Raw genomic sequence first — 19957 nt, forward strand, 5'->3', positions numbered from 1 at the left:
CCCCGATCTTCAACGTGGACGGACCGGCAGCAGCAGGGGCACGCCACGGACATAGACGACCATGCCTACCACCTCCACCAGGGTCTGGGTGACCACGACCGCAGCGGCGACGGCCAGCGAGTCCGGCAGGGCCAGCGCGAGCGGCAGCACGACCAGGGAGTTGCGGGTGGCGCCGGTGAACACGATCGCCCGCCCGGCCGGCACGTCCAGGCGGAACAGACGGGCGACGGCCAGCCCGGCAGCGGCCATCACGGCCAGAAACAGCACGTAGAACGGCACCACGGCGGCCACCGCTGCCAGGTTGCCATCAAGCTTGGGTAGCTGAGAGGCGACCACCGTGATCAGCGTGGCCGCCATGAGCGGCACCATCGCCGCACCGGCCCCGCCGGCGACCGCGCGCCCGGCCGGGCGGCGGGCCGCCCACGCCTGGGTGAGCCAGGCCAGGGCCAGCGGGATGACGATCAGGACCACGAACGCCTCGACGAACGGCCCCGGCTTGACGATGTGGGTCAGCTCGGCGCCCATGAACGCCACCAGCAGCACCGGCACCGCGACCATCTGAGCGAGCAGCAGCAGCGGGGTAGCGGCCAGCAGCCGCCGGCTGTCGCCCCCCGCCAGCCCGGAGAAGACGATCACGTAGTCGACGCACGGGGTCAGCAGCACCAGCAGCACGCCCAGCCGCACGGACTGCTCGGCCGGCAGAAAGGCGAACATCGCCGCGACCACCAACGGCACCACGGCGAAGTTCACCACCAAAGCGGCCGCCAGGAACCGCCCCGCCCGCAGCGAGCGCACCAGTTCCGCCGCCGGCACCTGCAGGAACGTCACATACAGCAAGGCCGCCAGCACGGGGTTGATCGCATGCTCCAGCACCGGCCCCAGCTCCGGGGCGGCCCATCCCGCCACGGCCCCGGCGGGGATCGCTCCCACGTAGATGGGGACCTGGTGCCGCTCCATCCCCGTCACCGGGCCCGGCACCTGCTGTGCCTGCTGCGTCACCGCTCATCTCCCGCTGTTGTGGTCACATCGCCCGAGGCGACCGGATCGGCAGCACCTGGCCGGTCAGGACCAGGGGTGAGAGCGCTGCCGAGCAGGTCAGCATCCGCAGCCTCTTGCGCCGGCGGCATGGCTGGTGGCCGGGCGTGAGGTGCGGCGGCGGTGCAGCCACCACATGCCCGCGGCGGCGGCGATTTGACCCCGGCCTGCTCGGCCACCTGCCCGCTGCGCAGATACGGCCCGCCCTGCAGCACGATGTCCTGCCTCACGACGGCCGTCCCGCCACAGTGGCCGCGCCGCTGGCGGTATCCGGAGCCTCCCCCGAGCGCCTCACGCGGGCGCCGCCGCGCCGGCGCGTTCGCTCAGCGCGTCCAGCACCTCGACGTGCTCGGCAGGGACCGCCACCTCCAGCACCAGGCTGCCGTCGGCGATGGTCAAGGTGAAGGTGAAAAAGGAGCAGCAGCCGTTCTCCCGCGCAGCCAGCTCGGCGGCCTGGGCGGCGTGGTCCGGGCCGAAGACGAGCTCCAGCCGCAGCAGCGTCGGCTCGGGCCGCGCGACCGCTCGTACCGCGTCAGCGAAAAAGGCGTCGAACTCGGCCACCCGCAGCGGCTGCTCGGCGGTGGGCAGGGTGCACGCTGACGGAGCCCATCCCAGGTCAGGGGCGACGTTCTGGATCATACCTCGACGGTAAACCTGTACCTAGGTACCGAATGCAAGTCCTACGGCAGAAGTTCGTACACCGGCGGCAACAGGGCCGTCGCCGGCCGGCTCAGAGGACAAGAGCCCACCGCGGTGCCCGTCGAGGTGCCCGTCGAGGAGAGCACCAGCCCGGCGGCCGCCACCACCATCGGCACCCGTGCGGCAGCCACCCGACACCGTAATCACTCGCCGCATATCCGCAACTCCGAACTGTAGGCGGCAATGGCATCGCGGAGTCCTAGCGGAAGGGCCCGTCGTACTCTCCCGAGCGACAGGCCCTTCGCCATCTTCGGAGACTTCACTTGCGACCCAGGATCTTCGCCCCGAACCTCACCGAATGACCGACGCCGTTACACGCTCGGCACTTGCCGAACGCCCCCTTGAACGTGGTCGAATGCGATTCTTTCGAGCGGTTGCAGCGCTTACACCGCATGTACGGGTGAAACGCGCATGACGTCATGTAGACGGCAGCAACGATGATGCCTAACGCCAGTAGTGGATGCATGTCGCCAGCGTGCACACACAGTGAAGCCCCTGTCACAGGAATCTCAAGACGAACGCCTCACTTTGGGTATCAGAATTGTCACAGTGCGCTTACCTGGCCCGCGCCGAGGTGCCAAGACAGCGGGAGCGACCGGGTAAGGGGCGTCCAGGCCATCGCGGTCCCAGGCGCATCGACGACCGTCCCGCCGGACTTTCCGCGCGTCACGAGACGCGTACGAGTCGCCCGTACCGGTACAGGCCACTCGTAGCGGTACGGGCGACTCGGCGGTGACCGCCCAGTACGGGATCCCGGTGACGCCCGCGAGCATGCCCTCTGACGACGCCGTCACCAATGCCTGGTCGGCCAGGGAGAAGCGGTCGGAGAGGACATGCTAGAAGCCACGGGGCGAATGAGGGGTTCAGCGTACGCGGAAGGCGCGCTCCACGGTCTGCCTGACCGTGTTACCCGCCGTGTCGCGCGCCGTAAGGCGGAGCGACGCGACCTCTCCCTGTCGCGCAAGGATCGGAACGATCGCCTTCCAGCTGTCCTTGCCGGTGGGCACGACTATGGCCTTGATCCACGACGAGCCGTCGCGCGACACCTCGACATCGATGCGGGACAGTGGCCGGGTCGCCCCGGTCATGCGCTCCAGCCGCAGGGGCAGCACGAGGGCCCCGGGCCTGGTCGCGTTGTCCAGGTCGAGCTCGGGGTAGGCACGCAGCACGAACAGCGGCACGGGACCGGCACCCGACGAGGTGAACGACCACTCCGTCCTGACCTTGGTGGACAGCTCGCTGGCCTCGGGGTGAACCGTGCCGTCCAGGACGAGCTGGAAACGCCCGGGACCGGACTCGACGGGGAAGGTCACCGTACCGGGCAGCTTGTCGGCCGTTCCCACGACCTGGCCGTCACGCAGGAGCGTCGTGGTGCCGCCGCCGTAGTCGCTGCTCACGGTGGAGCGGCCGGGACGGGGCGGGTGCCACAGCGGTATGCGCGTGAGCGTGAACGCCTTGTCGTTCCTGGTCACGGTGGCGTTGCTCGGCAGGGCCGGGCCCACGACGCCCGTGTTCCACCACTCCTTCTCGGTACGGCCGGCCCGGTAGGAGTCGGGCTCGGCGTGCTCGTCGGTCTGGTGGAGACGCCCGGCCGGCATGGTCTCGATGGAGCGCGCCCACGGCACGCCTGGCGTGAAGTACCAGGTCGGCGTGGCCGGCAACGACACGACCGCCTGGCTCCACGAGGGGTAGGACCCGCCGGGGCCGTCGGTGACGGGTCCCGCGCCGAACGCGCCCGTGGCGTCGGCCCGGAGGGTGGCCAGGTGCGCTCGTACGGTGCCCAACTCGCGATCACGTACCCGCAACGCGCCAGGCACGGATCCCTCCCTGCGCAGCAGCAGGTTGTACTGGTAGGGCGTGTCGGTGAACGTGCCGTCCGCGCGCAGGGCCGCCAGCTGGGTGAACGTCTCGAAGCGGAACCCGCGCGCCTTCCCCTCGGTGGGCGACACGCGGAACCGCAGCGGATCGGGGGAGACGTTCCGCGGCAGCGAGAAGCGGTCGAGGGAGAACCGCGCACTCCACTGCCGGCCGTCCTGGCGGTCCTGGATGAAGGTGAAGGTCTCTCCGGCGGTCCTGGCATCGGCGTGGTCGGTCGCCACGTTCAGCAGCCGCGCGTCGCGGGCGTCGAAGACGAGCTCCCGGTCCTCCTTGACCTCCAGGCCGGGGACCGGCACCACGCTCAGCTCGTCATGATGGTCGGGGAACGCGGTCCGCAGCACGGCATAGGCCAGATAGCGGCCCGCGGGCACGCGGACGGGTCCCTCGCTGTCGCCGTGGTTGACGCCGATGCGGATAGGGGCGCCGCCGCTTTCCGGCATGAGCGTCATCGGCATGTAGTCGTCCGGGCGGTCGGGGACCGTACCGAGCTGGTCGATCATCTTCACATGCAGGTCGTAGCTCTCCACCTCGGTGGAGAGGTTGACCAGGGTGGAGATGGTGACGCCGCCGCCCGTCGCGGTGACGCGCCCGGGGAAGGCGCCGGGGCGGGACGACTTCACCTGCGCGGTGACGGTGACCGCCGCGGTGCCGTTCGCGGGGACGGTCACCTGCGTGGCGCCCAGCCTGTACACGCCCTCGGGCGCGTCCAGGGCGAGGTCGAGCGTGACCGGCGCGGTGCCGGAGTTGCGGTAGGTGAGGGTTCGCTCGATGGGTTCGTCCTCGTACGGCCAGCGCAGGTGCCCGAAGGACAGCGTGCCCGCATCGGCGGCGACGTTCTGCTTGACGGCCTTGGCGACGTCCACCCGCCCGGCGCCGTTGTCGGTGAGCGGCCCGCCTGGTTTGACCGAGCCGACCAGGCCCGCCTTGAGCTGCTGCCACGTCCAGTCGGGGTGCTGCTGGGCCAGGATGGCGGCGGCGCCGGCGACGTGCGGGGCGGCCATCGACGTGCCGGAGTACGCGATGTGGCCGGTCGTGCCGGCCCGGGCGGCGGTGATGTCCACGCCGGGGGCGGTCAGGTCGGGCTTGATGGCGAAGTCCGCCACGCGGGGGCCTCGGCTGGAGAAGCTCGCGAGCTCGTCCTCGGAGTCCACCGCGCCCACCGTGAGCGCCGAGTCCGCGCTGCCCGGGCTGCCGAGGGTGCTCGCGCCCGGCCCGTCGTTGCCCGCGGCGATCACGAAGAGCACGCCGCTGTCGGCGGAGATGTGCTCGACGGCCTGCTCCAGCGGGTCGAGTCCGGGCTCGTCCGGGTGGCCGAGGCTCAGGTTGACGATCTTGGCGCCCTGCTGGGCGGCCCATTCCATGCCGGCGATGATGCCGGAGGCGTTGCCGCTGCCGCGGTCGTTCAGCACCTTGCCGCTGATCAGCCGGGCTCCGGGCGCGACCCCCCTGCGCGCGGGCGTCCCCGCGACACCCTGACCGGCGATCGTGGCGGCGACATGGGTGCCGTGGCCGTGCCGGTCCACGGCGTCTGGGCTGTCGGTGAAGTTCTGGGCGGCCTCCACCCGGCCGGCGAGGTCGGGGTGTTCGTCGTCGACGCCGGTGTCCAGAACGGCCACCTTGACGCCCTCGCCGGTGAACCCGGTCTGCCAGGCCTCGGGCGCGCCGATCTGCGGAACGCTGCGGTCGAGCGAGGCCTTGACGGGCGCGTCCAGCCACACCTTCGCCACCGCGCTGTCCTGGTCGAGCTGCGCCCACACGGCTCGCTCGCGCGGAGCGGTGGCCGCCACGGCGTTGATCGAGGCCAGCGTACGGGCGCCGGCCAAGGAGGTCATGGGCGCGGCCCCGTCCCGATACTGCACGATCAGCGGCAGCCCCTTGACCGAGGCGTCATCCAGCCCGGCCGCGATCAGCCGGGGAACCTGGAACAGGCTGCGATCCAGCACACCCCTGGCCACGTCGCCGGCGACGTCCAGCGGGATGAGCGTCCAGTCGTCCTTGGTGCCCTCCGTGACGTACCGGACGTCCTTCCTGCCGGGACCCGCCTCGAAGTCGACACGATCACCGTCCACGGTCACGCGGTCTCCGGTGATCAGCGTCACGCTCTTGGCGGCGGCCGAGTCGGGCGGTGGGGTGTCCGCAGCGGCCGGGGGGACTGCGACCAAGGGGATCGCCAGCGCGACCACCGCGACGAGCGTTCTGGCTAACATCGTCGTTTCCTCCTCATAGGGCATGAGGAGTCAAGCAGGGGAGTAGTTGCACGATCAAGCAAGCTGGGTGGCGCCATCGGTCATGGCGCATGTACGACACGGCGCCCGAGCCCTCGCAGCCGGTCGAATGTCAGCCCAGCCTGACAGGGGACGGGACCCGGCCCTGGCGGGCCGGCGTGCCCTCCTTCTAGCCCAGGACCTCGTACCAGTAGGTGGTGCTGAGGCGGTAGGGGTAGGAGCCGCGGCACATGACCAAGGACGATTGGCGCGGGCCCTGTGCCACACCTCCATAAATGCGGCTGCGGTCGGAGTCGATGTCGCTCTCCTTGTAGCACCAGGTGCTGACCTGGAACTTCCAGGTTGTCGTGCACTTGAGAGCGACCGTGCCGTATTTGCCGGTCTTGTTGGTGGTGGTGGAGCAGGACGCGGCGCCGCTGCTCCGTGCGGTGGCGCCGGCCGGTGCGGCGGTCACGCTGCCGGCCAGGGCGACGGATACGGCGAGGAGTCCAAGGGCGCGGAAACGAGTCATCTGATCTCCAGACGGTGAGGTACCTGATCGGTGTAGTCACCGCCATCGAATCCCAAAGCGCTATAAAAGAGCTATGAGCTCGCTATTCCCCCCACCGGACCTCTGACGGGGGATGCGGGCCCACCAGGCCCGAGTCCGGCCTCGCCTGCGTGGGAGCGCTTCCGCAAGGGCGGATCCCGTCAGCCGGAACAGGAAGCCGCCGCTCGACCGGCGCCCATCAGGAAGTGCCACGGCATTTCCCCTCCGCCGCCTTCGCGCGCCCCAAAGATGCGCAGCCGGAGGGGGACGGCGGGAGTGATCAGCGGGCGGCGAGCGCCGGTTCTCCGCGGACGGATCCGCCATGCGTCACCAGGCAACCCGGGACGCCAGGTGCCTCATGGCCGTGGTTTCGCGGGACACATCCGGTCCGGGCCGAATACGGTGACTTGTTGACGATCGGCCAAGCCCGTAAGCCTTCCGGAGTCACTTCATGCGCACCGCAGCCGCAGTCCTCTCCTTCGTGCTCGCCATCACCCTCCTGCCCGCCCCGCCCGCCACCGCCGCGGTTTCCGCCTCGCCGCTGCCGGGCGGCAAGACCACCTATGTCGTGTCACAAGGTCATCTGAAGGCCGCCTCCCGGCAGAACTGGGTCCGCCTGGGCAGCTACCGCTTCGCCGCCGACGGGACGGTGAGCGCCGCCCTGTACCTGTGGTGGCAACGCCATCCCAAGGCCAGGCAGCGCACCGGCACCGTCCCCGACCCGAGCTGCACCACCAAGGCGGGCGGTGCCGCGTCGCGGCCCCGAGCCTGCGAGGTGCTCACCGCCGGGGGCTTCACCGGCGGCCCGAGCGAGAAGCGCACGGGGACGTACACCGTGGCGGGCGACGTGCTCACGATCCGGTGGAAGATCGCCCAGACGTGGACGGAGCAGTGGTACGTGCGGCGCTCGCCTGACGGCAGGCTGGCCCGCCTGGACCTCAAGCGGAGCACGCTGGCCACGCACGGGTACGCCTACGGCAGCAACGCCGCGCTCGGCACCCGTCGCGCGATGAGCTCGGTCAAGGCGTTCCCCGGCTCGCTCAGGCAGGACCTGACGAGCTGGGCGAGCGGCACGCTCGTGAACTCCGCCGACCAGCCGTTCGGCCACTCCGCCTTCCGCGCCTGCACCGGCACCACCTCGTGCCTGACCTACCTGCAGCCGTCCTCGCGCGGCGCGTGCCAGAAGTCCGGCGGCTGCCCCAAGTACGGAGGCGGAACGCGCCCCGACATCAGCTCCATCCAGTACTACCTGACGATGATCTCCAAGTCCGACCGTCGTGACACCTTGTGGCACTGGTGCACCTGCCTGGCGATGGAGCGCCGTGAGTTCTGCTACACCGGCAACTCCCACGTCAAACCGCTCATGCAGATCATCGACGACAGGGGAGCCTTTCGCGGCTGGGTCGGCGCGGAGGCCTCCTTCTCGACCGGCTCCCGGGCCACGGACATGCTGGCGGTGCTGCGCATCTCCGACTTCCGCTGACCGGTCCGCACCTGAACGCCCGCGTCCGCCGGCGCCTTCATGAAGGAGGTCAGGGTCATCAAGAGGGCGCCCGCCGACTGGCGTGACGTGGCCCTCGACACGGGTCAAGAAGGAGATCGGCTCCTGAGCGTCATCGGGTGCCGCGGACAGGACCGCAGGCGGGGCGCGCCGGTGGCGTGCTGCTAAGGTGCGGCGGATGAGCGGACGTGGAGTTCTTGTCACCGGCGCGTCGCGAGGCATCGGACGCGCGATCGCGGCGGCCTTCGCCGCCCAGGGAGATCGGGTCGCGATCCACCACCGCGACTCCGCGAAGGAGGCGCAGAGCCTGCTCGACGAGGTGCCGGGCCGGGGTCATGTGATCGTCCAGGCCGACCTGGCCGACCCCGACGGCGTGCGGCGCATGACCGACGAGGCGGCGCGCGCCCTCGGCGGCATCGACATCCTGGTCAACAACGCCGGGCTCTTCCTCCACCACCCCATCACCGAGATGTCCTACGAGCAGTGGCAGGACGCCTGGCGGCGGACGCTCGACGTCAACCTGACGGGCGCGGCCAACGCCACCTGGTGCGCGATCCAGCACATGCCCGCCGGAGGCCGGATCGTCAACGTCTCCTCGCGCGGCGCCTTCCGCGGCGAGCCCGACAGCCCGGCCTACGGCGCGAGCAAGGCGGGGCTGAACGCCTTCGGCCAGTCACTGGCCGTCGCGCTCGCCCCGCGGGGCATCGCGGTGGCCTCGGTGGCGCCCGGGTTCGTCGAGACGGACATGACGAACGAGCACCTCAAGGCGCCGCGCGGCGACGCGATCAGGTCGCAGAGCCCGTTCGGGCGGGTGGCGCGGCCGGAGGAGATCGCGACGGCCGTGCTGTACCTCGCGTCGCCGTCCGCCGAGTGGGCCAGCGGCACGGTGCTCGATCTGAACGGCGCCTCATACCTCCGCTGACAAGCCACCCCAAATCCCATGATCTCCGTGAATTAGGCGGTTATTGTGAATTTCTAGGGACACTTCGGAAACTCGCTTCGAGGGGGACGGCGTGGCCAAGGGGTGCTTGTACGCGCTGGCATCCGGCGCGGGATGCGCGACGCTCGTCGTGCTCGGCTTCGTCGCCTACGTCCACCTCGGATCAGGCGTCCTGCTCCTCGCCCTGCTGATGGCGCCCATCGGCCTGTGCGGACTGGTCGTCGCGCACGACGTCATGAACCACCGGGCCGTCAACGCCAACGAGAGGCTGCGGCTCGCCCGCGAGCGTGACCGGGTCCGGCGTACCGTCGACCTCGTCACCGACCCCTCCCTCACCGATGTCGAGCGCCTGGCCGTGATCGACTGCTTCATCCCCAGGCTGGGACGGAACCCGGCGCGGTCGCCGTACCGTGACAGGTTCGTGGCGGTGGACGAGCTGTCCCCGCCGTCACACGCCCTGCTGGAGCGCGCCAGAGCAGCCGTCATGTCCGTCTACACCTCCCAGGTCATGAGGCGGCGGCTGCTGGACGACCTGGCCAACGAGACCCTGTTACCGAGGCAGCTCTGGGAGATCGCCATGCTCCTGCGGGTGCAGACGCGCCTGCAGGAGGAGCAGGACGAGGCCCGCCAGGGACGCGTCACCCCCGAACTGCTGGCCGTGCTCGAACCCCAGCAGGAGGCCCTGCGCCGCTCCGTCGCGTCGGTGACGGCCAGGGTGGAGAGCCTGGAGCGGTACGCCGGGCGGGTCCAGGAGGCCGACGCCGCACTGCGGGCCATGGACGCCCTGGGCAACAACCACAAGTACCGGGCCCTGCTGGCCCACACCGACGACACCGAGGGCCTGCGCGAGCTCGAAGCCCAGGGAGACACGCTGCAGGAGACCCTGAGCAGGAGCGTCCGCGACGCCATCGAAGCGGGCCAGACCCTCCAGATCACGTGAGCCGGCGTTCCAGCAGGTGCGCTCCCCGGCCCGCCAGCAGCGAGCCGCACCACTCGCGCAGATCCGCCGGGTCGGGCCCGCGTACCTCGCCCTCGGCCAGCAGGCCGGCCCAGTCGAGCAGGGACTCGGCCAGCATGAGCGGCACCCCGCGCCGCTCGTGCACCTCGGCCGCCGCCTCGAAATGCTCGGAGGCCCGCCGCGGATCCCCCATGGCGACGCGCAGGTGCGCCAGGTAGTGGTGGCCGCAGTGGTGCGCCACCGTGCCGTGCCCGAAGGTCTCGCCGTCGGCGGCCAGCGCGTCGTACAGCTGCCCTGCGAGCTCGGCCCGCCGCAGCCGGGACGCGGCCACGGCCAGGTTGTCGAGGGCGGGCCGGTAGGCCATGTTCCGTGGCGGCTCGGCGCCCTGGTCGGCCAGGATGCGGTCGAGCAGGGGAGCGGCCTCCTCGTCGCCCAGCTCGCACAGGAAGCGCAGCACCGCGTGCACCGGGTCGACGCGCGGCGCCCGGGCGGCCCGCCGCAGCCGGTCGCCCAGCTCCCACAGCCGCCCCTGCAACCGCCGGATCTCGCCGATCTGCTCGGCGTAGATGGCCACGGCCTCCAGGCGGCGGCCGATCTCCGAGCCGAGCCGCATGGCGGCCTCCGCCTCGGCCTCGGCCAGCGCCAGGTCGCCCTGCATGAGGGTCAGCCCGGCCCTGGAATAGCCGATCACCCAGTTGAGCTGGGGTTGCGCCAGCCGCCGCGCCAGCTCGTCGGCCTGGTCGAGCAGCGTCGCCGCCCTGGCCGCGTCGCCGCTGTCGAGCACCGGGGGTGTGCGCTGCACGTACGCGTGGAACAGCGCGAGGTCGTCGCCCGTCATGCGGGCGGCTTCCAGCATCTCGTCGCCGTCGCGGTGCCGCTGGTGCAGCGGATCGGCGGGGATGATCGTCAGGCTGCGCAGCCCCAGCACGCCGGCCAGCGTGCGCGGGTCGCCGGACTTGCGGGCCAGCGCCACCGCCTCGTCGCTCAGCGCGAAGCGCCGCTCGCCGTCGGGCGCCCAGATCAGCTCCGAGGCGAGCTGGGCCGCCAGCAGCGCCCTGGTGCTGACGTCGGTGGAGTCGACCAGCCGGCGTGCCTCGGTCAGCAGGGCGATGCGCTGCGTGTCGGGCGCCGCCGAGATGGTGGAGAAGCCGCGGTCGCCGCCGAGCGCGGCCATGACGATCAGGTCGTGGCGCTCGCACTCCCTGGCCAGGTCGGCCGCCCGCACCAGGGTCTGCCTGGCCTCCGGGTGGCCCGCCAGCCACATCGCCCTGCCGCACTCCATGAGCAGCTCCGCGCGCCGCTCCCGCGTGGTGCCGGGGAAGTCGCCGAGCAGGTCGAGCACCCGCTGGTACCAGGTGACGGCCTCGCGGTGGGCCAGCCCGGCCAGCGCGTGTTGCGCCGCGCGCACCGCCGCCTCCGCCGCGGCGCGCACCCGGGCGGGGTCGCGGCCGTGCTCGGCGGCGGCCAGCAGATGGGCGGCCACGACGTACGGCCGGGCCTCCATGGCGTCCGGGTCGGTCCGCGACAGCGCGTCGGCCACCCGGCCGTGCAGCAGCCCGGCGCGCGGCGCGGACAGGTTGGCGTAGAGGGCGTTCCTGGTCAGCTCGTGCGTGAAGTGGCAGGAGCCGCCGTCGGACATGCTCACCAGGCCCGCGCCCATCGCCTCCTCGACGGCGGCCACGAACCGCGCCTCGTCGAGGTCGAGCCCGGCCCGCAGCTCGGCCGGTTCCATGCGCTCGCCGACGGCCAGCAGGTTGACCAGGTCACGCGCGTCGGGAGGGAGCTGCGCCATGCGGGCCACGGCCATCCTGGACACCGAGTCGGGCACGGCCAGCGCGTCGAGGTCCTTGCCCGCGGCCAGCTCCCTCACCACCTCGCTGACCAGGAACGCGTTGCCGCCCGTGATCCGGTGCAACTGCTCGGCGTCGCCGCGGGTGCGCAGCCGCGCCAGCGCGTGACCGACCTCGTCGAGGCCGAAGGCGGGGACCGGGATGACGTGGCCTTCCGCGGTCACCTTGTGCAGCTCCGGCATGGCCGACTCGACGGGCAACGGCCGCGACATGGCGAGGACGAGCATGGGCAGGGCGTCGGCGTCCCACATGAGGGCGTTGAGCATCTGCAGCGACTCCAGCGTCGCCCACTGCAGGTCGTCGATCACCAGCAGCACCGGCCGCACGGTGGCCAGGCGTTCGATCAGCGTGCGGGCCGCGGCCATCAGGTGGTAGCGCTCCGAGACGGGCTCGGTGGCGGGCGGCACCTCCAGCGACAGCGGCGGCGCGGCCAGCGACGGCGCGAGCCGGACGAGCTGGCCGCACTGCTGGTCGATCCCGGCCCGCAGCAGCAGCGCGGGTGAGGTGCGGGCCAGCCGTTCGACCGCGCCCGCGATCGGTTCGTACGCCTGCCGCGCCGGATCCGTGCACCGCCCCGCGAGCACCGTGAACTGCCGCTTGAGCGCCCGCCTGGCGACCTCGGAGGCCAGCCGGGTCTTGCCCACCCCCGGCTCGCCCTGCAGGATCACCAGCCCGCTGCCGAACTCGGCAGCCGCCAGCTCGCCGTCCAGCGCCCGCAGTTCCTCCTCCCTGCCGACGAAGGGCAGCACGTGGTTCTCGTCCAGCCAGGGCGCCGGCCCGCCGCTCTGGTGGTGCTCGGCGCTCTGCCAGTGCAGCTCGTACGTGTGCAGCGGCTCCCGCAGCCCCTTGCCGGGCAGCCGGCCCAGGTCCTTGAACTCGTGCCTGGCCCGCCCCTGCGCCAGCCGGCGTACCAGGTCGGTGCAGAGGACCTGGCCGCCCTCGGCCAGCGCGACCAGGCGTGCCGCCTCCACCGTGGGCAGCCCGCTGACGTCGTCGCGCCCCCAGCACACGTCGCCGGCGGCGAGCGCTGCCCGGATGGAGATCTTCTCCGGGGCGCGCTCGTTCTCGTCGGCGACCGCCTGCTCGACCGCGATGATCGCGTCGAGCCCGGCCGTGGCCGAGTCGAACACCGCCATCAGCCCGTCGCCCAGGCTCTTGGTGAACGTCGAGCCGTTGGCGGTCACGACGGACCGCAGCAGCTGGTAGAGCCGGCGGAAGACGACGTTGGCCCGCTCCTCGCCCACCCTGACGCGCAGGGCGGTGGAGCTCACGACGTCGGTGAACAGGATGGTCGCCGTGGTGAGCGCGCCGGGCGCGTGCGGGGGAGTCACGCGCGCGGCCCTTGCGGCGTCCGCCCTTTCAGGGCCCGCACGGGCGCGCGCAACCTGCCCCGGACGTCACGGCGGACCGCCCGGGTCGCCACCGCGGCGCGCGACTGCCCGATCCGCCAGGCGCGGGCCAGCTCTTCGGGGATCCGGAACGCCGCGGTCCCGTCGGAGTGGCGGTCGATCAGCGCGATGACGATGTGCCTGCCGGCCTTGCGCGTCAGCCGGCGGGCCACGCCGTCGACAGGGCCGGCCAGCCAGGAGTGCCGGTGCGCCGACCGCGCCGCCGCGAACACGGCGGTGAACCACCATGCGGGCTTCGGCACCTGGAGCAGCTCGGGCACCCGGTCGGCACGGTGGGCGGCGTCGCGGAAGACCCAGTGCACCAGGCTGCGCGGCAGCTTGCGCCACCCCAGGGGCATGAACTCCTCCATCTCCGCCAGCAGCGTGGCCATCAGCCGGCGGCCCTCCTCGCTGGATTCGTAGAGGCGGCCGAGACGCTCGCTGACCGGCTCGACGTCGGCGAGCGTGAGAGGCCTGTCACGGCAGGCCTCGACGCCCATCAGATGGCCGAAGACGCTCCACGTGTAGAGGTGGGCGGCGCGCTCTTCCTCGGTCAGCACGACGCCCATGCGCTCCAGAGCCTCCCACGTCACCACCGAGAAGTCGAAGATGGTGGCCAGCAGAAGTTCCTGGTTGACCGGGGGCCCGTATCTCGCGGTGTCCCAGTGGTCGGCGTAGCGCTCGTCGACCACGGCGCGCACGAACGAGTGCAGGATGCGCAGCCCGATCGCCGTGGTGTGCCCGGGGCCGCCAGGACGCAGGCTGCCGGTCGCCCTCAGCCCCATCACGTCGATCAGCATCTGCCCCGTCTCGGCCACCCGCCGGGTGAGGCTGTGCGTGGCCAGGTCGGAGACGCCGGCCAGCACCTTGGCGCTCGACACCTCCACGTACGCCATCGGCAGGCACTTGCAGAACAGCGCGGCCGACTGGTAGAGCCCGTAGTCGGCGAACACGGCCTGCCCCCTGGCCAGCAACGCGGCGTCGTCGCCCCAGCCGGGCAGTTCCTTGGCGAAGTCGATGGCGTCGAAGATCTCGGAGGCGGGCGGCTCTCCCGAGGGCGCCCTCGCCTCCCGCTTGGCCTGTCCCAGCTCGGCGACCACGGCCTTGAGCAGCTCCAGCGGGCCGCTCCCCTCGGGCTGGGCCTCGAGATAGTCGGCGACCACCTTGTCGATGTCGGGATCCGCCTGCTGCCTCAGCTGCCGGAACCGTTCCTCCGGCCAGCGCTCGTCCTGTTCCGTCATATGCCCCGTACTCCAGATTCGGTCAGAGGCCGCCCCGTTTGCGCAGGGCGGCGACATCCAGCAGCGTGATGGTCCGGCCTTGGACGGCGATGAGATTGCGCGACACGAGCGACTGCAGCGCCCGGTTGACCGCCGGTCGCGACGCGCCGATCAGCGCTGCCAGGTCGGACTGGGTCAGCCCCGGCATCTCCACCACGCCGTCGGCGTGGCCGTGCTTGTCGGCCAGTTGCAGCAGCAGCTTCGCCAGCCGCCCGCCGAGGTCGAGAAAGGCCAGGTCGGCCGCCTGGTCGGTGAGCCTGCGCACCATGTGGCCGAGCATGCGCAGGAACTCGTCGGCCAGCCCGGGGTGCTCCCGCATGAGTTCCAGCAGCCGCGCCCTGGGCAGCGCGAACACCCACGCCGCCCGCGCGGTCACGATCGACGCCGAGCGCGGCGAGCCGTCCAGCAGCGCCATCTCGCCGAAGGTGTCGCCCCTGCCCAGCATGTTGAGCACGATCTCGTCGCCGTGCTCGGTGGTGAACACCACCTTCACCAGGCCGTCCAGCAGGACGTAGAGGGACTCTCCCGGGTCGCCCTGGTGGAAGATGATCTGCCCCGAGCGGTATCTCCGCGCCAGCCCCGTCTGAGCCGTGCTCCGGATGCCGCTCTCTCCGAGCACGCGGAACAAGGGGATCTCCGCCAGCACGGCGGCGATCGCCTCGGCGTCGTGGGGGAGATGCCCTTTCATGCAAGAACTTTAGGCCGCATTCCGCGCTTGGACAGGGAGCCGCCGCCGGTGCCTGGAATGTGACGAGGAACACAGTCGTACTGTGTCGTCCGGAACAGACCGGACAGATCGCTCGACGCACGGTGGACCTGCCGGACGGGGTTGGCCCCCCGAGTACCCGGACCGGCAGGGAGAAGACAGACATGCACGTGGAGACCATCGAGCGTCCCGGCACGGCCACGGCCGCGCTGGTGTCGGCCGCGCAGGACGGCGACGCGGCGGCGTGGGAGCGGCTGGTCGAGGAGTTCAGCCCCATGCTCAGGGCGCGCATCCGCAGGTTCAGGCTCAGCCACGAGGACGCCCAGGACGTGCTCCAGACCACCTGGCTGCTGGCCTGGCAGAACCTGAAGAGCGTGACCGACGGCCAGCGGATGGCGGGCTGGCTGGCGACCATCGCCTTCCGCGAGTGTCTCAAGCTCACGAGGCGGACGAAGGAGATCTGCACGCCCGACCTCGATTCGCTGGGCAGCACGGACGACGTCGACAGGGAACTGGCCAGGATCTGGCTGGCGGGCACGCTGGCCGAGCTGGTCGAGGAGCTGCCGGCGGCGCAGCGGGTCCTGTTCAGAGCGCTCACGGAAACCTCCGAGCCCCACTACGTGGACGTGGCACGCAGGCTGGGCAGGCCGGTCGGGAGCATCGGGCCCACCCGAGCCCGCTGTTTCGCGAAGCTGCGCGGGCTGCTCCAGGCTCGGGAGATCACCCGCGACTTCCTTGACTGACTCACTTCGTGTCCGGGCCGAGCGGGATCGCCTCCAGGAACGGCTCGAAGTCGAAGTGCTCCATCTCGTACGCGTCGGGATCGGTCTCCGACGGATAGCGGTAGACCTTGCGCGGGCGGCCGAGCCCCGGGTCGCCGGCGAACATGTCGCTGACCGCCTGGGGGACCAGGCCGCGCTTCATCTCCGCCGCCAGGCCCTCGGAGATCTCCTTGGCGAACGGGACGTCGTAGAGCGCGGAGACGTTCTGGTAGACGCGGAAATAGCTGACGATGAAGCGCATCCGGTCGCGGTAGGACACCCAGTCGGTGACGCCCGCCATGGACGCCTCCTGGTCCTCGGTGATGAACTCCTCGGCCAGCTTGCGCACCTTCTCGTTCCGGATCGGCGCCCACACCTCGGCCAGGTCGACGCCGGCGGGCGCGGTGAGCGGCCTGCCGACCTTGACGTCGCTGAGCGGCGTGCGCACCGCGAACATGTGGCGCGTGTAGAGGGAGGACCACGCCGACTCCAGCAGGCGCGTCAGCCACGGCTGGTCCTCGTGCCGCGCGCTGTAGAGGCGGAACCTGGGGAAGGGCCGCCGGGTCACCAGCGAGCGCAACGACCGCCACGACACCCGCGTCAGCCACCTGACGGGCCGGTAGAGCACGAGTTCCAGGGCCTTCTGCGCGCGTGCCTGCTCGTAGGCGGACAACGCGATGTTGGCGCCCAGCACCAGCTCGGCCCGGGCCGCCGGGTCGGTGGACTCCCGGGCCTCCACCAGCAGTTGCGCGGCGTCCTTCAGGTAGCGCTCGTCGGCGTCGGCCAGCAGGTCGGTCAGGAACCGCGGCGGCGTCGGCGTCAGGCCGGACTCGGGGCTCACCCTGAGGTAGCGGTCGGGCGTCTCGTTCCACAGGTTGACCGCGAGGCTGGCGGTCTCCAGGAAGATGGCCCGGTTGGCCAGCGACAGCCCGAGCCGGTAGCTGGGGCCGAGCAGGGTGAGCAGCGCGGCCCTGAACACCCGCATGAACCGCTGCGGCACTCCGAGCCGGCGGCCGACGTCCTCGATGAACGGCGAGCCGGGGCTGAGGTCGAGGCTCTCCCCGACCGCCTTGGACGTCCAGGTGGCGTAGCAGTACCAGTTGGTGGCGTCCCTGCCGAGGTGCGCGGCCAGGTCACCGGCGACGCGGTGGTAGCTGTGGGCGATGACCATCGCTTCGAGCGCCGGGCTCCGGTCCTTGTAGGCCGCGATGCGCAGCACGTCGTCCGCTGTCATCGGAGTGTCGGACATGGGGTCTCCCGTGTTGCTGGTCCCGTCGCCTCGAAGAGCGTGCTCCAGCGGCGTCGGATACGGTCGGCGGCCGGCTCTGCCCCGTGGCCGCCAGCCAGGAGCGTAGGAGCCGCCGCTTGCGACGGGCTTGCAGACGAATCGTCGATCCGCCGCCCCGGACGGCGCTCCCGGGGCGGCGCTCTCAGTCCAGCACCACGATCTTGCTGAGCACGACGTACCCGCCGAGCGCCCCCGCGCTGCCGGCGGCGGTCGCCGTGGTGAGGTTGACCACGAGGTCATAAGTGCCGGCGCTGAGCCGGCCGCGCATCGGGACGGAAGCGGTGTACCGGCCCGAACCAGGGGTGAAGGTCAACTCCATGGGCGGAGAGGGGTGCCGTGACTCACCACCTCCCGGCCGGTCGGTGATGATCTCCAGCTTCCAGCAGCCCGTCAGCCAGTCGACCAGCTCACCGGTGACCTCCCAGCTCACGTCCACGGTCCAGCCCTCGCCCCGCCGCACGACCTTCGTGGGTTGAGCACCCGGATCGACCACCTGACCGTGCAGAGTCCCGGTCAGCTGCTCGGCCGGCACCTTCATCACGTGGAATTCCCCGGTCGCCATGTCGCTCTCCTCTCCGCGGGGCGGTGCCCCGTGCGAAGGTGCAGAGCGCCGGTGATGGCGGGGAAATACGCACCCTTCTGGTGACGAATGACGGGCTTCCGGCCGTCCGTCTAGCGCAGGCGGACCGCGTCGGGGCCCAGCTCGGTGACGTCGCCGACGCCCAGCAGCTGCAGGGTGCGTACGAGCTCGGCGTGCAGCAGGTCGAGCACCCGGCGCACGCCCGGTTCGCCGCCCGCCATCAGCCCGTAGAGGTAGGCGCGGCCGATGAAGCAGGCCTTCGCGCCCAGCCCGACCGCGGCGGCCACATCGGCGCCCGTGCGGACGCCCCCGTCGAGGAAGACCTCGGTGCGGTCGCCGACGGCGGCCACCACCTCGGGCAGCAGCTCCAGCGGCGTGGGGGCGCGGTCGAGCTGCCGCCCGCCGTGGTTGGACACGACGATCCCGTCCACCCCCACCGCGGCCAGCTCCTTGGCGTCGTCGACCCGCTGCACACCCTTGACCAGCAGCTTGCCCCGCCACGCCGACCGGATCCAGCCGAGGTCCCTGATCGTCACCGAGGGGTCGAACATCAGGTTCGTGATCCCCGCAAGGTCGTCGGGCGCGCCGTCCACGGTGGCGAACCTGAGCGGCTCGCTGGTCAGGAAGTCGAACCACCACGCCGGGTGCCGCACCGCCTGGAGCGCGCTCCGCCAGCGCAGGGACGGCGGGACGGTCAGGCCGTGCCGCACATCGCGCAGCCGGGCCCCCGCCACGGGCACGTCCACGGTCACCACCAGCACGTCCATGCCCGCCTCCCGCGCCAGGGACAGGACGTCCAGGTTGCGGGCGCGGTCGCGGACGACGTACAGCTGGAACCAGTTCCACCCGCCGGGGGCCGCGGCGGCCACGTCGCCGGCGCTGGTGGTGCCCATGGTGGACAGCGTGTACGGGACGCCCGCGCGTTCGGCGGCCCGCGCCACCGCCGGCTCGCCCTCGCGGTGCATCATGCGGGTGAAGCCGGTGGGGCCGAGCACGACCGGCATCGCGATCCGCCGCCCCAGGATCTCGACCGCGGTCGGGGCCTCGGCGACGTCGCGCAGCACGCGGGGACTGAACTCCACCCGCTCGAACGCCTCCAGCGCCCTGGCCATCGACCGCTCGCCCTCGGCCGCGCCGTCGACGTAGTCGAACACCATCCGCGGAGCCCGCCGCCTGGCCAGCAGCCGCAGGCCGGCCACGTCGGCGGCGCCCGCGATGCGCTGCGCCGCGGACCAGGGGGGCCGGCCGGGCATGACGGCGCGCAGCTCCCGCCAGCGGGGCAGGCGCCGCGGCTGCTTCGGTGTGGCGTCGATGACCAGGACGTTACCAAACGATCCTGGACGAACCGCGTACGGTGGGATGGTGATCGACGACTGGACCGCGCTCGCGGGCGGCTCGCCCGCGAGCCTCGCCACCGGGGCGGAACTGGTCGCCCGCTGGTCGGAGCCGCACCGCCGCTACCACACCCTCGGCCATCTGGCCGCCGTGCTCGCGGCCGCCCGCCGGCTGGCCGGAGACGCGGACGATCCCGCGGCGGTGCTGCTGGCCGCCTGGTTCCACGACGCCGTCTACGACGGCAGGCCGTTCTGGGACGAGGAGCGCAGCGCCCAGCTCGCGCAGTCGAGGCTGCCCAGGTGCGGCGTGCCCGCCGGCCGCGTCGCCGAGGTGGCCAGGCTGGTACGCCTGACGGCCGCCCACGACACGCTGGCCGACGGCGACCGCGACGGCGCCGTCCTGTGCGACGCCGACCTCGCAGTCCTCGGCGGCCCGGATTACGCCGGCTACGCCGCGGCCGTCCGCGAGGAGTACGCCCACGTGCCCGGCGACCTGTTCGCCGAGGGGCGCTCCGAGGTGCTGCGCCGGCTGCTGGCCGGGCCGTCCCTCTACCGCACGGCGCGGGCGCGCGAGTGGTGGGAGGAGGCCGCCCGTGCCAACCTGGCCGCCGAGCTATCGGCGCTTGCGGCGGCGCAGGCCGGCGGCGACGAGCCGCTGTAGCAGCTCGCGGGAGCTGACAGCCTGGGCGCCCAGCGACACCGCGCGGGCGTGCACGGTCTCCGGCACGTCGTAGTGATCACGGTCGAACGCCCGCTCCGGCACCCCGAGCCGCAGCGCGAAGTCGTGCAGCTCCCGCAGCGAGCTGTCGCTGACCAGGTGCGACCACATGAGGCCGCGCGGCCCCGGCCAGTTGGGCGGGTCGATGAGGACGGTCACGACCCTCAAGAATAGAAGGACGCCGCGGCCCCAGGCCGGGCGGGATCGGACGCGGAGGAGATGGGCCGCCGGGTCAGCGCCGGACGGGCAGGACCAGGGGCCACCATGGGCCGCCGGGTCGGGCCCGC

The 19957-nt window shown here is 71.9% G+C and carries 17 protein-coding genes; 5 read left to right on the plus strand and 12 right to left on the minus strand.

Going from position 1 to position 19957, the window contains the following annotated elements:
* Window positions 1-9: 9 nt before the first annotated feature.
* From ABGB01_RS25320 to ABGB01_RS25340, 5 genes are all read right to left on the minus strand, one after another.
* Window positions 10-999, minus strand: a complete 990-nt coding sequence (locus tag ABGB01_RS25320; RefSeq protein WP_347776029.1) for a bile acid:sodium symporter — start codon at window positions 997-999, stop codon at window positions 10-12.
* 327 nt (window positions 1000-1326) lie between these two features.
* Window positions 1327-1674 (minus strand): hypothetical protein, encoded by a 348-nt coding sequence (locus ABGB01_RS25325; RefSeq protein WP_347776030.1) that lies wholly within the window; start codon window positions 1672-1674, stop codon window positions 1327-1329.
* A gap of 41 nt (window positions 1675-1715) precedes the next feature.
* Entirely contained in the window at window positions 1716-1865 is a 150-nt protein-coding gene (locus ABGB01_RS25330; protein ID WP_347776031.1) for a hypothetical protein, read from the minus strand.
* 732 nt (window positions 1866-2597) lie between these two features.
* Window positions 2598-5819, minus strand: coding sequence for a S8 family serine peptidase (locus tag ABGB01_RS25335; RefSeq protein WP_347776032.1), 3222 nt, complete (start codon window positions 5817-5819; stop codon window positions 2598-2600).
* 187 nt (window positions 5820-6006) lie between these two features.
* Window positions 6007-6348, minus strand: a complete 342-nt coding sequence (locus ABGB01_RS25340; RefSeq protein WP_347776033.1) for a hypothetical protein — start codon at window positions 6346-6348, stop codon at window positions 6007-6009.
* 469 nt (window positions 6349-6817) lie between these two features.
* Here ABGB01_RS25340 and ABGB01_RS25345 point away from each other — a divergent pair, with 469 nt between their 5' ends.
* The 3 genes from ABGB01_RS25345 to ABGB01_RS25355 all read left to right on the plus strand — a co-directional run bounded on the left by ABGB01_RS25345 (window position 6818) and on the right by ABGB01_RS25355 (window position 9747).
* Window positions 6818-7849 (plus strand): hypothetical protein, encoded by a 1032-nt coding sequence (locus ABGB01_RS25345; protein WP_347776034.1) that lies wholly within the window; start codon window positions 6818-6820, stop codon window positions 7847-7849.
* Between the two features lie 196 nt (window positions 7850-8045).
* Window positions 8046-8789: an SDR family oxidoreductase gene (locus ABGB01_RS25350; RefSeq protein WP_347776035.1), complete on the plus strand. Its 744-nt coding sequence runs from the start codon at window positions 8046-8048 to the stop codon at window positions 8787-8789.
* Between the two features lie 91 nt (window positions 8790-8880).
* Window positions 8881-9747 carry a hypothetical protein gene (locus ABGB01_RS25355; RefSeq protein WP_347776036.1) on the plus strand — a complete coding sequence of 289 codons (867 nt, stop codon included), beginning with the start codon at window positions 8881-8883 and terminating at the stop codon, window positions 9745-9747.
* On the opposite strand, the gene ABGB01_RS25360 is transcribed toward ABGB01_RS25355, so the two are convergent.
* The 3 genes from ABGB01_RS25360 to ABGB01_RS25370 are packed head-to-tail and all read right to left on the minus strand — an operon-like array spanning window position 9740 to window position 14971.
* Window positions 9740-12946, minus strand: coding sequence for an AAA family ATPase (locus ABGB01_RS25360; RefSeq protein ID WP_347776037.1), 3207 nt, complete (start codon window positions 12944-12946; stop codon window positions 9740-9742). The genes ABGB01_RS25355 and ABGB01_RS25360 overlap by 8 nt on opposite strands.
* A complete protein-coding gene (locus tag ABGB01_RS25365) occupies window positions 12943-14244 on the minus strand; it encodes an oxygenase MpaB family protein (RefSeq protein ID WP_347776038.1) in 1302 nt (433 codons plus the stop codon). Before ABGB01_RS25365 ends, ABGB01_RS25360 begins: the two co-directional genes overlap by 4 nt.
* A gap of 22 nt (window positions 14245-14266) precedes the next feature.
* Complete coding sequence (locus ABGB01_RS25370; protein ID WP_347776039.1) at window positions 14267-14971, minus strand: Crp/Fnr family transcriptional regulator; 705 nt, start codon at window positions 14969-14971, stop codon at window positions 14267-14269.
* Between the two features lie 182 nt (window positions 14972-15153).
* Between ABGB01_RS25370 and ABGB01_RS25375 the strand changes: the two genes are divergently transcribed.
* Window positions 15154-15732, plus strand: coding sequence for a sigma-70 family RNA polymerase sigma factor (locus ABGB01_RS25375; protein ID WP_347776040.1), 579 nt, complete (start codon window positions 15154-15156; stop codon window positions 15730-15732).
* A 1-nt stretch (window position 15733) separates the two neighbouring features.
* Here ABGB01_RS25375 and ABGB01_RS25380 read toward each other — a convergent pair whose 3' ends face one another.
* From ABGB01_RS25380 to ABGB01_RS25390, 3 genes are all read right to left on the minus strand, one after another.
* Window positions 15734-16999: a hypothetical protein gene (locus ABGB01_RS25380; RefSeq protein ID WP_347776041.1), complete on the minus strand. Its 1266-nt coding sequence runs from the start codon at window positions 16997-16999 to the stop codon at window positions 15734-15736.
* 181 nt (window positions 17000-17180) lie between these two features.
* Window positions 17181-17600 carry a hypothetical protein gene (locus ABGB01_RS25385; RefSeq protein ID WP_347776042.1) on the minus strand — a complete coding sequence of 140 codons (420 nt, stop codon included), beginning with the start codon at window positions 17598-17600 and terminating at the stop codon, window positions 17181-17183.
* 110 nt (window positions 17601-17710) lie between these two features.
* Window positions 17711-18871, minus strand: a complete 1161-nt coding sequence (locus ABGB01_RS25390; RefSeq protein WP_347776043.1) for an alpha-hydroxy acid oxidase — start codon at window positions 18869-18871, stop codon at window positions 17711-17713.
* A 109-nt stretch (window positions 18872-18980) separates the two neighbouring features.
* Here ABGB01_RS25390 and ABGB01_RS25395 point away from each other — a divergent pair, with 109 nt between their 5' ends.
* On the plus strand, window positions 18981-19613 hold the full coding sequence (locus ABGB01_RS25395) for a metal-dependent phosphohydrolase (RefSeq protein ID WP_347776044.1): 633 nt from the start codon (window positions 18981-18983) through the stop codon (window positions 19611-19613).
* On the opposite strand, the gene ABGB01_RS25400 is transcribed toward ABGB01_RS25395, so the two are convergent.
* Window positions 19566-19829 (minus strand): DUF4031 domain-containing protein, encoded by a 264-nt coding sequence (locus ABGB01_RS25400; protein WP_347648953.1) that lies wholly within the window; start codon window positions 19827-19829, stop codon window positions 19566-19568. The two genes, ABGB01_RS25395 and ABGB01_RS25400, sit on opposite strands and share 48 nt — an antisense overlap.
* Window positions 19830-19957: the final 128 nt, after the last annotated feature.

The sequence above is a fragment of the Nonomuraea sp. B5E05 genome (assembly GCF_039880665.1).
Taxonomy (GTDB): domain Bacteria; phylum Actinomycetota; class Actinomycetes; order Streptosporangiales; family Streptosporangiaceae; genus Nonomuraea.

What these genes read in the sequence shown, in the direction of transcription:
- ABGB01_RS25325 (WP_347776030.1), bottom strand. Translation starts at nt 1,674, where the DNA reads ATGATCCAGAACGTCGCCCCTGACCTGGGATGGGCTCCGTCAGCGTGC.
- ABGB01_RS25335 (WP_347776032.1), bottom strand. Translation starts at nt 5,819, where the DNA reads ATGTTAGCCAGAACGCTCGTCGCGGTGGTCGCGCTGGCGATCCCCTTG.
- ABGB01_RS25340 (WP_347776033.1), bottom strand. Translation starts at nt 6,348, where the DNA reads ATGACTCGTTTCCGCGCCCTTGGACTCCTCGCCGTATCCGTCGCCCTG.
- ABGB01_RS25345 (WP_347776034.1), top strand. Translation starts at nt 6,818, where the DNA reads ATGCGCACCGCAGCCGCAGTCCTCTCCTTCGTGCTCGCCATCACCCTC.
- ABGB01_RS25350 (WP_347776035.1), top strand. Translation starts at nt 8,046, where the DNA reads ATGAGCGGACGTGGAGTTCTTGTCACCGGCGCGTCGCGAGGCATCGGA.
- ABGB01_RS25365 (WP_347776038.1), bottom strand. Translation starts at nt 14,244, where the DNA reads ATGACGGAACAGGACGAGCGCTGGCCGGAGGAACGGTTCCGGCAGCTG.
- ABGB01_RS25370 (WP_347776039.1), bottom strand. Translation starts at nt 14,971, where the DNA reads ATGAAAGGGCATCTCCCCCACGACGCCGAGGCGATCGCCGCCGTGCTG.
- ABGB01_RS25375 (WP_347776040.1), top strand. Translation starts at nt 15,154, where the DNA reads ATGCACGTGGAGACCATCGAGCGTCCCGGCACGGCCACGGCCGCGCTG.
- ABGB01_RS25380 (WP_347776041.1), bottom strand. Translation starts at nt 16,999, where the DNA reads ATGTCCGACACTCCGATGACAGCGGACGACGTGCTGCGCATCGCGGCC.
- ABGB01_RS25385 (WP_347776042.1), bottom strand. Translation starts at nt 17,600, where the DNA reads ATGGCGACCGGGGAATTCCACGTGATGAAGGTGCCGGCCGAGCAGCTG.
- ABGB01_RS25390 (WP_347776043.1), bottom strand. Translation starts at nt 18,871, where the DNA reads ATGCCCGGCCGGCCCCCCTGGTCCGCGGCGCAGCGCATCGCGGGCGCC.